Genomic DNA, 14,681 nt, shown 5'->3' on the forward strand with positions numbered 1-14,681 from the left:
TTACAGGAACGCATGGCACACTCTCCGGCGATGGACGTATCAGGGACACAGATCAGAGCGGTACGCGCGGCGTTGTTCACCGCGCTCGTCGTCACGCTCTCGTCCGCGTCCCATGTGCTGCTCTCGCGTGTCCCGTTGCCGTTGACCGCTGTCGCTCTGCTGGCCGGGGCCGTCTTCGCCGTGGCGTTCGCGCTGGCGGGCCGGGAGCGCGGCTTCGGGGCGATCGCCGGGCTGCTGGTTCCGCTGGAGCTGGCCGCCGACACGTTGTTCACCACCGGTCAGCACCTCTGTTACGGGGCGGCGGGCGGCCCCATCGCCGGCCCGCTGCGCTCGGTGGGTGTCGATGTGCTCTGCGGCGGCAGGGCCGGGAGCGGTGCGGACGGGCTCTCCGGTGTGGCATCCGTCGGCACACCGCTCGCCGGCGTCGGCGCCGAGGGCGGCCACGCCGCCGCCCTGCTGGCCTCGCCGGGACCCGCTGTCCCGTGGCTGCTGCTGGCCTCGCACGTGACGGTCGGGCTGCTGGCCGCCGCCTGGCTGCGGCGCGGCGAGTCGGCGCTCGCCGGACTGCTGCGCGCGGCGGCCGCAGTCGCCTTCCGGCCGCTGCTCACCGCTTTCGCCGTGGTGGGCCCGGCACGGCACCGCGCACAGCCCGGGACCCGCCGCGCCGGGCGCCCGCAGCCGCTCGGCCCCGCCCGATTCCTGGTGCACTCCGTGGGACGGAGGGGTCCCCCGCGCTCGGCCTTCACCCCTGCCTGAGCACGCGGTAAGTCCCGTTCGAGCCACCCCCACCCCTACGGAGCATCCCCATGAGCAAGCGCAACACCCAGGCCAACAAGTCCGCCGCCCGCGAGCGGCTGCGCGAGGAGCGCGAGCGCCAGGCCAAGAAGGACAAGGCGCGCAAGCAGATCGTCGTCGGCGTCTCGGTCGTGGCCGTCCTGGCGATCGCGGGCGCTGTCAGCTACGGCGTGATGCAGCTGAACAAGCCCTCCGCCTGGGAGGCAGCGGCGGACGCGAAGAACGTCACCGCGCCCAAGAACACGTCGGGCGACGACGGCACGACCGTCGTGATCGGCGAGGCGGGCGCCAAGAAGACCCTGGAGCTGTACGAGGACTCGCGCTGCCCGGTCTGCGCCACGTTCGAACAGGCGGTCGGCGAGACCGTCGACAAGGACGTCGAAGCCGGCAAGTACAAGATCAAGTACGTCGGCGCGACCTTCATCGACAACGCGGCCGGTGGCGAGGGCTCGAAGAACGCCCTGAGCGCGCTGGGTGCGGCGCTCGACGTGAGTCCCGAGGCGTTCCTGGAGTACAAGACCGCCCTGTACTCCGCGAAGTACCACCCCGAGGAGACGAGCGACAAGTTCGCCAAGGACAGCTACCTGATCGAGGTGGCGGACTCGGTTGAAGCGCTGAAGGGCAACAAGGCGTTCCAGAAGGACGTCGAGGACGGCACCTTCGACGCCTGGGCGCTCAAGATGTCGAAGACGTTCGACGAGAGCGGGGTCCAGGGCACGCCGACCCTCAAGATGGACGGCAAGAAGCTCACCGCCGAGGGCAGCGAGAACGCTCCCATGACGGCGGCCGAGTTCGACACGGCGATCACCAAGGCGCTGAAGGGCTGATCGGAGAACAGGCGGGCCACCGGGGTAACTCCCGTCGGCATCCGGCGGACGGGCGGACGGACTTCCTTTGTTCGCCCGCGCGTCCGCCCGCGCGCCAGTCCGCGCGCCGTCAGTCCGCGCGTTCACTCTGCCTGTGGACCCGCGTCCCCCTGCCGGCCGCACCCGCACGGCACCGGCCGCGCACCTGGAGGTGCGCGGCCGCTTCACGTGGCTACAGCGTCGCGAGGAAGCCGAGCGAGACCTTCCAGGTCAGCTCGGCCGCGTCCTGGTCGAAGTCGGGCAGCTCGTGGTCGGTGTAGAGGTGACCGGCGCCCGGGTAGCGGTAGACCTCGACGTCCGCGCCGGTGCGCTGCATCTGGAGGTACCAGCTGGTCAGCCAGTCGTGCGACTCGAACGGGTCGGGGTCGGCCACATGCAGCTGTACGGGCAGTTCGTCCACGGAGGCGTTCTCCGCGATGTCCGAGGTGCCGTGGAGCAGCAGCAGCCCACGGGCCTTCGCGTCGCCGAGCGCGAGGGTCTGCGCGACCGACGCACCGAACGAGAATCCCGCGTAGACGAGACCCTGGTCGGAGTAGGGCGCGGCGGCCAGGACGGCACGCTTGAGCAGCTCGTCCTTGCCCACCTGCTCCTTGAAGGCCATTCCGTCCTCGACGGTGTCGAAGGTGTGCCCCTCGAAGAGATCGGGCACGCGCACCTCGTGCCCGGCCGCACGCAGCCGGTCGGCAGCCGCGTGCACAGCGGGCCGCAGACCAAAGGTCGAGTGGAAAAGCATGATGTTCATGAGGCCCATGGTGCCAGCTGTGCCCCGACACTTGGAGGACGAGGGAATGGAGAACATACTGCGACCGTTGCTGGTCGTGGGCGGATCGCTGGTGATCACGCTGGCGGTGGGGTGGCTGGTGGACCTGCTGCTACGGCGCGCCGACAACCGTCACCACGAGACACCGGTCTGGGGTCTGCTCCGTCTCTGCCGCCCTCCCCTGCAGGTGGTGCTCTGCACCGCGCTGCTGAGGGCCAGCTTCGACCAGCTCCGGCTCGATGTGGTGCGGGACAACCGGGCGGCGATCGGCCAGATCCTGACCCTGGTGCTGATCGCGGCGTCGGCCTGGCTGGTGATCCGCGTCGCGGCCACCGTCGTGCAGTCCTCGTACGCCCGTTACGCGACGTCCACCCGCGATCCCGCCCGGGTCCGCCGGGTCCGCACACAGGTCACGCTGATCCAGCGTGTGGTCACCGCCGTGGTGGCGACGGTCGCCGTCGCCGCGATGCTGCTGACCTTCCCGGCGATGCGCACCGTCGGCACCTCGATGCTGGCCTCCGCCGGTGTGCTCGGCATCGTCGCCGGTGTCGCGGCCCAGTCGACACTCGGCAACCTGTTCGCCGGTTTCCAGATCGCCTTCGGCGACATGGTCCGGATCGGCGACACGGTGGTGGTGGACGGCGAGTGGGGCACGGTGGAGGAGATCACCCTCACCTTCCTCGCGGTCCGGACCTGGGACGAGCGGCGGATCACGATGCCCGTGTCCTACTTCACCAGCAAGCCGTTCGAGAACTGGTCGCGCGGCGGGGTGCAGATGACCGGGACCGTCTTCTTCCAGCTCGACCACTCGGCCCCGGTCGCCGCGATGCGCGACAGGCTGCGCGACATCCTCGGCGAGTGCGCCGCCTGGGACGGGCGCGACTGGTCGCTGGCCGTGACGGACACCACCCCCACGACGATCGAGGTGCGGGCGGTGGTCACCGCGAAGGACGCGGACGACATCTGGACGGTGCGCTGCGCAGTGCGGGAACAGATGATCGGCTGGCTCCGGGACAACCACCCGTACGCCCTGCCCAGGATCGTGACGTCGCCCGCGGCGCTGCCGCCCGGCGACCACTGGCGGGAACTCACGGGCGCGGAAACCGGCCGGCTCCCGGCCGCCGGACAGGTGCCGACCCCGACCACGGACAAGGCTCCCCGCACGGGGCGCGGCTGACCGGCCGTGCGGCGGGCCGGTCGCGTCAGCGCAGGCTGCGTACGTCCAGGTAGCGCAGCACCCGGTCCACCACCTCCGGGTCGGAGCCGGGCTCGCTGCGGGCGGCGAGCACGGCGTGACGGGCGGCCGACATCATCTCGCGCTGGATCCGGCCGATCTCCTTGAACCGCTCGGCGCGCTGGGCGTACGCCTCGCGCCGTTCGTCGTCGACCATGTCGGGGCTGATCCGCGCCCCGATGTCGTACGCGGCGCGCTGCAGCCGCTCCAGGACCTCCTCCGGGAGTTCCTCGGTGTTCTGCACCTCCTTGAGCCGGGCCTTGGCCGCGGCGGCGGCGCGGATCGCGAGGTCGCGCTCCAGGGCCTGCTCGGCGTCGGTGTCCGCGCGGACGCCGAGCTTGCGCACGAGCCACGGCAGGGTCAGGCCCTGGAGGACGAGGGTGGCCATGATGACGGCGAAGGCGATGAAGACGATCTCGTCCCGGCCGGGGAACGGCTTGCCGTCGTCCGTCTCCAGCGGGATGGCGAGTGCCAGCGCGACGGAGGCCACTCCGCGCATGCCTGCCCACCACATGATGACGGTCTCGCGCCAGCTGGTGGGAATCTCCTCGCTGTAGTCGCGGCGGGTGTGCAGCCGCTTGGCCAGCCAGGTCGCGGGCAGCAGCCACAGGAGGCGTACGCCGACCACGACCGCGACGACAGCGATCCCCCATCCCAGCAGGCGCAGCTCGCGTCCGTCGGCGGTACCGAAGGCGTTGTGGAGTTCGAGGCCGATCAGGCCGAAGGCGACGCCCGTCACGAGGGTGTCGACGATCTCCCAGAAGGACCGGCCGGTGAGCCGTCCGAGGACGTCGTCGGCGTCCGCCGTGTGCTCGGCGAGGAACAGCGCGGTGGTGAGGACGGCGAGCACGCCCGAGCCCATCAGCTCCTCGGCGAGTACGTAGCTGACGAACGGCACGAGCAGCGTGAGACCGACCTGGAGGGTCGCGTCGCCCAGGAACCCCATCAGTTTGATGGTGAGCCAGCCGAGCACGAGGCCGACCACCACGGCGACCACCGCGGAGAGGACGAGCATCCCGAAGGCGTCGGGCAGGGAGAACGTTCCGCTGACGGCGGCGGCGATCGCGACGTGGTAGAGGACGATGGCCGTGACGTCGTTGAACAGCCCCTCGCCCTCCAGGATCGAGACGAGCCGGCGGGGCAGTCCGACCGAACCCGCCACGGCAGTCGCCGCGACCGGATCCGGCGGGGCGACGAGCGCGCCGAGGGCGACGGCCGCGGCGATGGGCAGACCCGGCACCATCGCGTGGGCCACCGTTGCGACGGCGGCCGTCGTGACGAAGACGAGGGCTACGGCGAGCAGGAAGATCGGCCGCCTGTTGGCCGCGAACTGCCTCCAGGAGGTGCGCTGCACGGAGGCGTAGAGCAGCGGGGGAAGGACGGCGGGGAGGATGAATTCCGGCGGGATGTCGACGTCGGGGACGAAACTGGCGAAGGCCATGACGATCCCGGCGAGGGTCATCAGGATCGGTGCCGGCAGACGCAGGCGTTCCCCGAGTGGCACTGTGACCACCGCTCCGAGGAGGAGCAGGAGCAGGAGTGCCATCTGGTCCACATCGTGCCTTCCGCAGCGCGCCGGGCCCGCCCGGGGCCCGTTGATCAGCCGGTCAGGCCTCCCAGCGTGCCACGCGGGACCGGCGGATCTGCGGCACCCCCCGTGCGGGCCGCGCGGTCAGAGCACGCGGCGCATGGCCCGGTGCGGCATTCCCGCGTCCGGGAACTCGGGTCCGTACGCCGTGTAGCCGAGGCGCTCGTAGAAGCCGAGTGCGTGCGTCTGGGCGTGCAGGTCCACGGCGGCCAGGCCCAGCGTGCGGGCCTCCGCCTCTATGGCGCGGACCAGTGCGGCCCCGACGCCCAGACCACGGGCCGCGCGGGTCACGGCGAGCCGGCCGAGCGAGCCGACGGTGTGGTCGCCGCCGGTCTTCCCTGCCGCGTCCTCGCCGTGCAGCAGTCGTCCCGTGCCGAGCGCCGAGCCGTCCGAGGCCACGGCGAGGACGTGCACCGCCGAGGCGTCGTGGGCGTCGTACTCGATCTCCTCGGGCACCTGCTGCTCGCCGACGAAGACGTCCTTGCGGACCTGGAAGCAGGCGGCGAGGTCGCTCTCGCCGAGAGCCCTGCGTGTGCTGTACGCGGTGGTTCCGGCGGTCACTGGCTCTCCGCGGCGATCGTGTCGAGGGCGTGGCGCAGGTCGTCCGGGTAGGAGCTCTCGAACTCCACCCAGCTGCCGTCGGCCGGGTGCTCGAAGCCGAGCCTGACAGCGTGCAGCCACTGCCGGGTCAGGCCCAGGCGCTTGGACAGCGTGGGGTCGGCGCCGTACGTCAGGTCGCCGACGCAGGGGTGACGGTGCGCGGACATGTGCACACGGATCTGGTGCGTGCGCCCCGTCTCCAGCTTGATGTCGAGCAGGCTGGCGGCGCGGTAGGCCTCGATGAGGTCGTAGTGCGTCACGGAGGGCTTGCCCTCGGCAGTGACGGCCCACTTGTAGTCGTGCTGGGGGTGGCGGCCGATCGGTGCGTCGATGGTGCCGCTCATCGGGTCCGGGTGACCCTGGACCAGGGCGTGGTACTTCTTCTCGACGACCCGGTCGCGGAACTGCGCCTTGAGCAGGGTGTACGCCCGCTCGGACTTGGCGACGACCATGAGGCCGGAGGTGCCGACGTCCAGCCGGTGCACGATGCCCTGCCGCTCGGCGGCGCCCGACGTCGAGATGCGGTAGCCGGCCGCGGCGAGACCGCCGATGACCGTGGTGCCGGTCCAGCCGGGGCTGGGGTGGGCGGCGACGCCCACCGGCTTCATGATGACGACTATGTCGTCGTCGTCATGGACGATCTCCATGCCCTCGACAGGCTCGGCGACGATCTGGACCGGAGCGGCGGCCTGGGGCATCTCCACTTCCAGCCAGGCACCGCCGTGGACCCGCTCGGACTTCCCGGCCACCGCGCCGTCCACCTGGACCTTCCCGGCGGCGGCCAGCTCGGCGGCCTTGGTGCGGGAGAAACCGAACATCCGGGAGATGGCGGCGTCGACACGCTCGCCTTCCAGGCCGTCGGGTACGGGCAGGGTGCGGACCTCGGGATACGTACTCACCAGTCGAGTATGCCTTGCGCCCACTAGTCCTTGTGCACGGTGCCGTCGGGGTCCAGGCCCTTGAAGGAAAGGATCACGATGAGGATTCCGCCGCACACGATCGCGGAGTCGGCGAGGTTGAAGACGGCGAAGTGCGCCGGGGCGATGAAGTCGACGACGGCGCCCTTGAACACTCCGGGCGCACGGAAGATGCGGTCGGTGAGGTTGCCGAGCGCCCCGCCGAGCAGCAGGCCGAGCGCGATCGCCCAGGGCAGGCTGTAGAGCTTGCGCGCGAGCCGGATGATCACGACGATCACGACGGCCGCGATGGCCGTGAAGATCACGGTGAACGCCTCGCCGATCCCGAAGGCGGCGCCCGCGTTGCGGATCGCGTCGAACTTCAGCCACTCGCCGAAGATCTCGATCGGTTCCTCGTGCTCCAGCTTGGCGACCACGATCATCTTGCTGACCAGGTCCAGGAGATAGGCCAGGACGGCCACGCACAGGAGGACGAGGATCTTCTTCTTGCCCCGGCCGCTGCCCGGCTCGTCGATCCCCTCCGGGGTCGAGCCCTCGGCGGGCTGCTGGGGCTCAGCCCCGTCGGCCCCCTCGGCATCAGGGATATCCGGCGTACCGATGATGCGCTCCGCCTCTGCCACGTGAGTCCCTCAACCTAGGTGCCTGACTGAGGACGAGGGTACGACACACCCGGGAGATCAGGGGCCTCAGGCTCCGGAACCTCCCCGGCTTCTCCGGCGTCCGGGGTCTCTCGACCGGATCGGGCACGGTACGAACCGGTGCGGGCAGGACCGAAGCGGGCTCGCCGGAAGGTCCCCGCACCGGCCGCGGCGTCCGCCCGGCCCGCGAGCCCGACGCTCCGAGCCCTCGGACCCACCCGGACTCCGCTCGCGGCCAGGCACACGAGATCGCGAGATCCGGGTCCGGGCTCCGCCCCACGGCCGTACGCACGGGATCACGGGGCCGCTCACATGGCCGTACGCGCGGGATCACGGGGCCGCCCCACGGCCGCGCACACAGGATCACGGGGCCGCCTCGCAGCCGTACGCACCGGAACACAGGTTCCGCCACGCGGCCGTGCACATGGGATGCGTGCCGCCGGCCACGCCCTGCAAGCGCACGGCGGGCTTGACCGGGACCCGCCAGGCCCGTCTTCGTACGGATCGGGCCGGATCAGGGAGGGGCCCGGTGGCCACGCGTCGCGTGGCAGAGGAAGGAGGCGGTCGGGGCCTCGCTGCTCGCCCGGGCCCGAGAGCCCGGGTGAGGAGCACCGCCGCCCGACGACGACGCCACGAGGCGCGGCACCGGGGCACGCGGGCCCGGCATGGTCCGGACGAGAGGCCCTATCCGCGCCGCTCCTGCTTCTGCTTGTCCTCCACGCAGAGTGTGGCCCGGGGGAAGGCCTGCATCCGCGCCTTGCCGATCGGCTTGCCGCAGACCTCGCAGAGCCCGTAGGTCCCCGCGTCCAGCCTGGCCAGGGCCCGCTCGGTCTGGTCCAGGGTCTCCTGGGCATGGGCTGCCAGTGACAGCTCGTGCTCCCTGGTGATGTTCTTCGTGCCCGTGTCCGCGTCGTCGTCACCTGCCCCGTCCCCCGAGTCACGCATGAGTCCGGCCAGCGCCGCACCCGACGCCTCCAGTTCCGTGCGCAGCCGCAGGACCTCGCCGGTCAGTCCGGTCCGCGCGGCGTCGACCTCCTCCGAGGTCCAGGGATCCTCCCCCGGCCTGACGGCCAGGTCTCCGGGCGCCGTCGCGGCTCCGGCCCTGGCCGGGGGGACCGCTGTCGCGACGCCCTCTCCTACAGCCGTGGTCCGGGCCGCGCTCTTCTTGGCTACCACCGTGTGGGCTCCTGTCTGCTCGGCGGCCTGGGCCGCCCCCGTGGCCTTCTCCGAAGCCTTCTTGGCTGCGCTCTTCTTCGCCGTGCGCTTCTTCGCCGTGCTCTTCTTCGCCGGCCCGTGGTGGGCCGGATCGTGGCCGGTCGCCTCCGGCTCCGGCGGATGTGAAGCCGTCTTCTTCCCGGCTGCCGTCCTGCCCGCAGCTCTCCTGTCCGTCTTCGTGACCGGCTTCTCCTGGTCCGCCTCCGGGCCGGCCTCCTCGCCCGGGTTCCCGGTCTCCTCCTCGGCGGCCGCAGCCGTGGATCCAGCGGATGCCGTTCTCGATACGGCGGTCTTCTTCGCCACCATGGCCGCGGCCCCTTCACATATTGTGATCTTGCACGCGAATCGTGCTGGGACGATAAATCGACCTCAGCTCCGCGGCAACGGGGCACGCCGCCGGTTCGCCCCTCCCCGCGGCCGGGCAGTGGCGCGCCTGCAACCGTTGTGCCCAGCTCCCCGCGCGGTAATCCGCCCCCGCACGCCCTCCGGGACTCCGTCGGCCCCGACTGGCCATTCGGGTCAAGCCCCGCCCCGCGAACAAACCGGTCGGCCGTCGCCCGTGAGGGCCCGTACACTGGCCGCAGCGAGAGGCATGGATGGGACGAGTAGCGTCGTACGCAGCCAGGAGCGACCCGGGGACGGTGGGAGCCCGGGGGCGAGCGCGCCGTGAAGATCACCCCGGAGCCGCCGGAAGAAAGCTTTGGACAGTGGGCTCCGCCCACGGGAGCAAGGCCAGTAGACCCGGCATCGCGACCCCAATGAGGGGGCTGTGGGCGCATGCCCGCGGCCAAGGAGGGTGGTACCGCGGGAGCTGATCCGGCTCTCGTCCCTCCGACGGAAGTGGAAGACGTCCGCCGGAGGAAGCCCGCACATGACATCGCCGCAGTACCGCCAGGTACCCGCCCAGGTCGACCTGCCCGCCCTCGAGCACGCCGTGCTCGACTTCTGGCGCGACAGCAAGGTCTTCACCAAGAGCCTCGAGCAGTCCGAGGGCCGCCCCGAGTGGGTGTTCTACGAGGGCCCGCCGACCGCCAACGGCATGCCCGGGGCCCACCACATCGAGGCCCGCGTCTTCAAGGACGTCTTCCCGCGCTTCCGCACCATGCAGGGCTACCACGTCGGGCGCAAGGCCGGCTGGGACTGTCACGGCCTGCCGGTCGAGCTCGCGGTGGAGAAGGAGCTGGGCTTCAACGGCAAGAAGGACATCGAGGCCTACGGCATCGCCGAGTTCAACGCGAAGTGCCGCGAGTCCGTCACCCGCCACACCGACGCGTTCACCGAGCTCACGACCCGTATGGGTTACTGGGTCGACCTCGACGACGCCTACCGCACGATGGACCCGGAGTACGTCGACTCCGTGTGGTGGTCGCTGAAGGAGATCTTCAACAAGGACCTGCTGGTGCAGGACCACCGCGTCGCCCCTTGGTGCCCGCGCTGCGGCACCGGCCTCTCGGACCACGAGCTCGCCCAGGGGTACGAGACGGTCGTCGACCCCTCGGTATTCGTACGCTTCCCGCTGACCAGCGGCCCGCTGGCCGGCGAGGCCGCGCTGCTCGTCTGGACGACGACCCCCTGGACCCTCGTCTCCAACACCGCCGTCGCCGCGCACCCCGACGTCACCTACGTCGTCGCGACGGACGGCTCGGAGAAGCTGGTCGTCGCCCAGCCGCTGGTCGAGAAGGCCCTCGGCGAGGGCTGGGAGCTCACCGGTGAGTCCTTCACCGGCCGCGAGATGGAGCGCTGGACGTACGAGCGCCCGTTCCAGCTGGTCGAGTTCCCGAGCGAGGCGCACTTCGTCGTCAACGCCGAGTACGTCACCACCGAGGACGGCACGGGTCTGGTCCACCAGTCCCCCGCGTTCGGCGCCGACGACCTCCTGGTCTGCAAGGCGTACGGCCTGCCGGTGGTGAACCCGGTGCGCCCCGACGGCACCTTCGAGGAGGACCTCCCGCTGGTCGGCGGCGTCTTCTTCAAGAAGGCCGACGAGGCCCTCACCGAGGACCTTGCCGCGCGCGGCAAGCTCTTCCGCCACGTCCCGTACGAGCACAGCTACCCGCACTGCTGGCGCTGCCACACGGCCCTGCTCTACTACGCGCAGCCGTCCTGGTACATCCGCACGACTGCGGTCAAGGACCGGCTCCTCCAGGAGAACGAGAAGACCAACTGGTTCCCGGACTCCGTCAAGAACGGGCGCTTCGGGGACTGGCTGAACAACAACGTCGACTGGGCACTGTCCCGCAACCGCTACTGGGGCACCCCGCTGCCGATCTGGCGCTGCGAGGACGACCACCTGACATGTGTCGGCTCGCGCGCCGAGCTCAGCGAGCTGACGGGCACCGACCAGTCGGAGCTGGACCCGCACCGCCCCTTCATCGACGAGATCACGTTCACCTGCTCGCACGAGAACTGCCAGCTGGAGGCGTACCGCGTCCCCGAGGTCATCGACGCCTGGTACGACTCGGGTTCCATGCCGTTCGCTCAGTGGGGCTACCCGTACAAGAACAAGGAGATCTTCGAGAGCCGCTACCCGGCGCAGTTCATCTCGGAGGCCATCGACCAGACCCGGGGCTGGTTCTACACGCTGATGGCGGTCGGCACCCTGGTCTTCGACAAGTCCAGCTACGAGAACGTCGTCTGCCTCGGCCACATCCTCGCCGAGGACGGCCGGAAGATGTCCAAGCACCTGGGCAACATCCTCCAGCCGATCCCGCTGATGGACCAGCACGGCGCCGACGCGGTCCGCTGGTTCATGGCGGCGGGCGGCTCCCCTTGGGCAGCGCGCCGCGTGGGCCACGGCACGATCCAGGAGGTCGTCCGCAAGACGCTCCTCACGTACTGGAACACGGTGGCCTTCCAGGCCCTGTACGCCCGTACGTCGAACTGGGCGCCGTCGGCGGCCGACCCGGCCCCCGCCGACCGCACGGTGCTGGACCGGTGGCTGCTGAGCGAGCTCGGCACCCTGGTGGACGAGGTCACCAAGGCCCTGGAGGGGTACGACACCCAGCGTGCCGGCAAGCTTCTCTCGGCGTTCGTCGACGACCTGTCCAACTGGTACGTCCGCCGCTCGCGCCGCCGCTTCTGGCAGGGCGACAAGGCTGCGCTGCGCACCCTGCACGAGGTCGTGGAGACGGTCACCCGGCTGATGGCCCCACTGACCCCGTTCATCACGGAGCGGGTCTGGCAGGACCTGATCGTCCCGGTCGACCCGGACGCCCCGGAGTCGGTGCACCTGTCCGACTGGCCGAAGGCGGACCCGGCGTCGATCGACCCGGCGCTCTCCTCGCAGATGGCCCTGGTGCGCCGCCTGGTGGAGCTGGGCCGGGCGACGCGTGCCGAGTCGGGGGTCAAGACCCGGCAGCCCCTGTCACGGGCCCTGGTCGCGGCTGCGGGCTTCGAGTCGCTCACACCGGAGCTGCGCGCCCAGATCACGGAGGAGCTGAACGTCTCGTCCCTGGCCTCGCTCTCGGAGGTCGGCGGCTCGCTCGTCGACACCACGGCCAAGGCGAACTTCCGCGCGCTGGGCAAGCGGTTCGGCAAGGGCGTCCAGGCGGTGGCCAAGGCCGTCGCGAACGCCGACGCCGCCGCGCTCAGCCTGGCGCTGCGCGAGGGCACGGCCTCGGTGGACGTCGACGGCGAGCAGGTCACCCTGGCCCCCGACGAGGTCATCATCACGGAGACCCCGCGCGAGGGCTGGTCGGTGGCGTCCGACTCGGGCGCGACGGTCGCCCTGGACCTGGAGATCACCCCGGAGCTACGGGCCGCCGGGCTCGCCCGTGACGCGATCCGTCTGATCCAGGAGGCACGCAAGAACAGCGGCCTGGACGTGGCTGACCGGATCGCGGTCCGCTGGACGTCGGCGTCGCCCGCGACGACCGAGGCCCTGACCACGCACGCGAGCCTGATCGCGGACGAGGTCCTGGCACTGGACTACGCGCAGGGTGAGGCGGACGACACGTACGGCACCCCGTTCGAGGACGAGGGCCTGACCCTGACGTTCCGCCTCCGCAAGCACTGACGCGCACGCCCTGAGCGGCCCGTCCATCCGACCGGATGGGCGGGCCGCTCCGTTTTCCCGGGCCGGCAGCCCACCGCCCCCAGCACCCGGACCCCTGACCTCCTGAACCCGGCGAAGCCCTCCCCCGGCCCGGGCCCACCCCCAGGGAAGCTGCTCCTCCCCTGGGGGCAGACCGGGACCCGGCCCAGGCTCGCTCGCCCTCTCGGGAGCCCGCCCTTCCCCCGGGGAGGCCTGTCCCGCCCCTCGGGAACTCCTCCCGTCCCAGCCCCTCCGGCGATCGAGGAGCGGGGCCGGGGAGCGGAGCCCCCGGGCACGGGGGAAGGGAGCGGGCAGGGGACAAGCCCCGCGCAGCGGCCCACCCAGCCCCGCCCGCCCGCCGGCAGGGCACGCAAAAGGGCCGGGCCCCGGGGAAAACCCCGGGGCCCGGCCCTCTGCCTGCCGACGGCTACGCGCTCAGCGAGCGCGAACCGCTCAGTTGTCGTCCTCGTCGATCAGGAACCCGCGCATCGGCGACGGGGCCTGCTGCATCGGCTGCGGCGCCTGCGGCCGCACCGGTGCCATCGGCTGCGTCATCGCGGGCGACATCTGCTGCTGACCGCCGCCGTACGACGGTCCGCCGCCCATCGACTGGTTGCCGCCACCCATCTGCTGGTTGCCGTGACCACCGTGGTTGCCGCCCATGGTGTGCCCCATCGCACCCGCACCGGCCGGAGCCAGCGAAGGCGACGGCGGCAGCGAGGCGGCGGCGGGGGTCCGCGGCGGAGCCAGGGAGTCGTCGGCCTGGGTCTCCAGCTGACGCAGCTGACTCTCCAGGTAGGACTTCAGACGGGTCCGGTACTCGCGCTCGAAGCCACGCAGGTCCTCGACCTTGCGCTCCAGCGTCGCGCGGGCCGACTCCAGCGAGCCCATCGCCACGCGGTGCTTCTCCTGCGCGTCCCGCTCCAGGGCGTCCGCCTTGGCACGGGCGTCACGCTCGAGGCCCTCGGCACGGCTGCGCGCCTCGCCGACGATCTTGTTGGCCTCGGAGCGGGCCTCCGCGATCGCCTGGTCGGCGGTCTGCTGGGCAAGGGAGAGCACTCGGGCGGCACTGTCGCCACCAGGGCCCTGACCGGGCTGCTGCATCTGCTGCTGCTGCTGCATCTGCTGCATCTGCTGCTGCGGGGCGTGACCGCCCATGGGGCCGCCCATCGGGCCACCCATGGGACCGCCCTGCATCGGGCCGGGGCCGTGCGGGCCCTGCGGACCGGGACCGTGACCACCCTGCGGGCCGTGGCCGCTGGGACCGGCAGGCAGCTGAGGAGCTCCACCGGGCAGCTGGGGGGGACCCATCTGCGGGGGCTGCTGCTGCTGTACCGGCGGACCAGATATGGCAGCGGGCACAGGTGCCCCTGGCCGGTCCTGCTGCTCCGGCGGCTTACGCATTCCCTGCTGTTGCTGCTGCTGCTGCTGTTGCTGCTGGTTCTGCGCAGCGGCACGCGTGGCGGCGGCCAGCTTGGCGCGCAGGTCCTCGTTCTCACGGAGCAGTCGCGTCAGTTCCGACTCGACCTCGTCGAGGAAGGCATCGACCTCGTCCTCGTCATAGCCTTCTCGGAGGCGGACGGTCGTGAACTGCTTGTTCCGCACGTCCTCGGGGGTCAGCGGCATCTCTTCTTCACCTCTACGTAGTCGTCGGCAGTCGGCAAGACCGTATCGTTCACACGCTGCTCGCAAGCTTGCCCACGAGGCTGAGCAGAATGTAGACGATGATCATCAGAACGAAGAAGGACAGGTCAAGTGCCACGCCCCCGAGACGCAACGGCGGTATGAACCGCCGCAGAAGCTTCAGCGGTGGATCCGTGACAGTGTAAGTGCCCTCGAGAACGACCACCATCGCCTTGCCTGGCTGCCATGAACGTGCGAACTGGAAGACATAGTCCATGACCAGCCGGAAGATCAGCACGATGAGGAAACACATCAGCGCGATATAGACCACATCCAGTGCGACGCCCATTTCCCGCGCTTCCCTCTCCCCTGGCTCTCGTAGCCCCGGCCTCCCGGCCGGGTTTGTTCCCGG

At 71.0% G+C, this 14,681-nt stretch carries 12 protein-coding genes; 4 read left to right on the plus strand and 8 right to left on the minus strand.

Annotation, left to right across the window (positions count from 1 at the left end; genetic code table 11):
* Positions 1 to 30: 30 nt before the first annotated feature.
* Complete coding sequence (locus HED23_RS25215) at positions 31 to 756, plus strand: hypothetical protein (protein ID WP_203185658.1); 726 nt, start codon at positions 31 to 33, stop codon at positions 754 to 756.
* A gap of 50 nt (positions 757 to 806) precedes the next feature.
* Positions 807 to 1,622, plus strand: a complete 816-nt coding sequence (locus HED23_RS25220; protein ID WP_203185659.1) for a DsbA family protein — start codon at positions 807 to 809, stop codon at positions 1,620 to 1,622.
* A gap of 211 nt (positions 1,623 to 1,833) precedes the next feature.
* Here HED23_RS25220 and HED23_RS25225 read toward each other — a convergent pair whose 3' ends face one another.
* The gene (locus HED23_RS25225) at positions 1,834 to 2,412 is read right to left on the minus strand and encodes a dienelactone hydrolase family protein (RefSeq protein WP_203185660.1); all 579 of its coding nucleotides are present in this window, start codon (positions 2,410 to 2,412) and stop codon (positions 1,834 to 1,836) included.
* A gap of 37 nt (positions 2,413 to 2,449) precedes the next feature.
* Here HED23_RS25225 and HED23_RS25230 point away from each other — a divergent pair, with 37 nt between their 5' ends.
* Entirely contained in the window at positions 2,450 to 3,598 is a 1,149-nt protein-coding gene (locus HED23_RS25230) for a mechanosensitive ion channel family protein (RefSeq protein ID WP_203185661.1), read from the plus strand.
* Positions 3,599 to 3,623: 25 nt separating this feature from the next.
* Here HED23_RS25230 and HED23_RS25235 read toward each other — a convergent pair whose 3' ends face one another.
* From HED23_RS25235 to HED23_RS25255, 5 genes are all read right to left on the minus strand, one after another.
* A complete protein-coding gene (locus HED23_RS25235; protein WP_203185662.1) occupies positions 3,624 to 5,210 on the minus strand; it encodes a Na+/H+ antiporter in 1,587 nt (528 codons plus the stop codon).
* 117 nt (positions 5,211 to 5,327) lie between these two features.
* Positions 5,328 to 5,804, minus strand: coding sequence for a GNAT family N-acetyltransferase (locus HED23_RS25240; protein ID WP_203185663.1), 477 nt, complete (start codon positions 5,802 to 5,804; stop codon positions 5,328 to 5,330).
* On the minus strand, positions 5,801 to 6,742 hold the full coding sequence (locus tag HED23_RS25245) for an RluA family pseudouridine synthase (protein WP_203185664.1): 942 nt from the start codon (positions 6,740 to 6,742) through the stop codon (positions 5,801 to 5,803). Before HED23_RS25245 ends, HED23_RS25240 begins: the two co-directional genes overlap by 4 nt.
* A 23-nt stretch (positions 6,743 to 6,765) precedes the next feature.
* Positions 6,766 to 7,380, minus strand: a complete 615-nt coding sequence (lspA, locus tag HED23_RS25250; protein ID WP_203185665.1) for a signal peptidase II — start codon at positions 7,378 to 7,380, stop codon at positions 6,766 to 6,768.
* Positions 7,381 to 8,082: 702 nt separating this feature from the next.
* On the minus strand, positions 8,083 to 8,919 hold the full coding sequence (locus HED23_RS25255) for a TraR/DksA family transcriptional regulator (protein ID WP_203185666.1): 837 nt from the start codon (positions 8,917 to 8,919) through the stop codon (positions 8,083 to 8,085).
* Between the two features lie 565 nt (positions 8,920 to 9,484).
* Here HED23_RS25255 and ileS point away from each other — a divergent pair.
* Positions 9,485 to 12,628, plus strand: a complete 3,144-nt coding sequence (gene ileS, locus HED23_RS25260) for an isoleucine--tRNA ligase (protein ID WP_203185667.1) — start codon at positions 9,485 to 9,487, stop codon at positions 12,626 to 12,628.
* A gap of 471 nt (positions 12,629 to 13,099) precedes the next feature.
* Here ileS and HED23_RS25265 read toward each other — a convergent pair whose 3' ends face one another.
* Both HED23_RS25265 and HED23_RS25270 read right to left on the minus strand, forming a co-directional pair.
* Positions 13,100 to 14,272 (minus strand): DivIVA domain-containing protein, encoded by a 1,173-nt coding sequence (locus tag HED23_RS25265; RefSeq protein WP_203185668.1) that lies wholly within the window; start codon positions 14,270 to 14,272, stop codon positions 13,100 to 13,102.
* Between the two features lie 49 nt (positions 14,273 to 14,321).
* On the minus strand, positions 14,322 to 14,618 hold the full coding sequence (locus HED23_RS25270; RefSeq protein ID WP_014156754.1) for a YggT family protein: 297 nt from the start codon (positions 14,616 to 14,618) through the stop codon (positions 14,322 to 14,324).
* Between the last annotated feature and the right edge of the window lie 63 nt (positions 14,619 to 14,681).

It is taken from the genome of Streptomyces pratensis, from assembly GCF_016804005.1.
GTDB lineage: Bacteria > Actinomycetota > Actinomycetes > Streptomycetales > Streptomycetaceae > Streptomyces > Streptomyces pratensis_A.

Coding starts and splice junctions, on each gene's coding strand:
- HED23_RS25270 (WP_014156754.1), bottom strand. CDS start 14,618: ATGGGCGTCGCACTGGATGTGGTCTATATCGCGCTGATGTGTTTCCTC.
- HED23_RS25225 (WP_203185660.1), bottom strand. CDS start 2,412: ATGGGCCTCATGAACATCATGCTTTTCCACTCGACCTTTGGTCTGCGG.
- HED23_RS25220 (WP_203185659.1), top strand. CDS start 807: ATGAGCAAGCGCAACACCCAGGCCAACAAGTCCGCCGCCCGCGAGCGG.
- HED23_RS25265 (WP_203185668.1), bottom strand. CDS start 14,272: ATGCCGCTGACCCCCGAGGACGTGCGGAACAAGCAGTTCACGACCGTC.
- ileS (WP_203185667.1), top strand. CDS start 9,485: ATGACATCGCCGCAGTACCGCCAGGTACCCGCCCAGGTCGACCTGCCC.
- HED23_RS25230 (WP_203185661.1), top strand. CDS start 2,450: ATGGAGAACATACTGCGACCGTTGCTGGTCGTGGGCGGATCGCTGGTG.
- HED23_RS25215 (WP_203185658.1), top strand. CDS start 31: ATGGACGTATCAGGGACACAGATCAGAGCGGTACGCGCGGCGTTGTTC.
- HED23_RS25255 (WP_203185666.1), bottom strand. CDS start 8,919: ATGGTGGCGAAGAAGACCGCCGTATCGAGAACGGCATCCGCTGGATCC.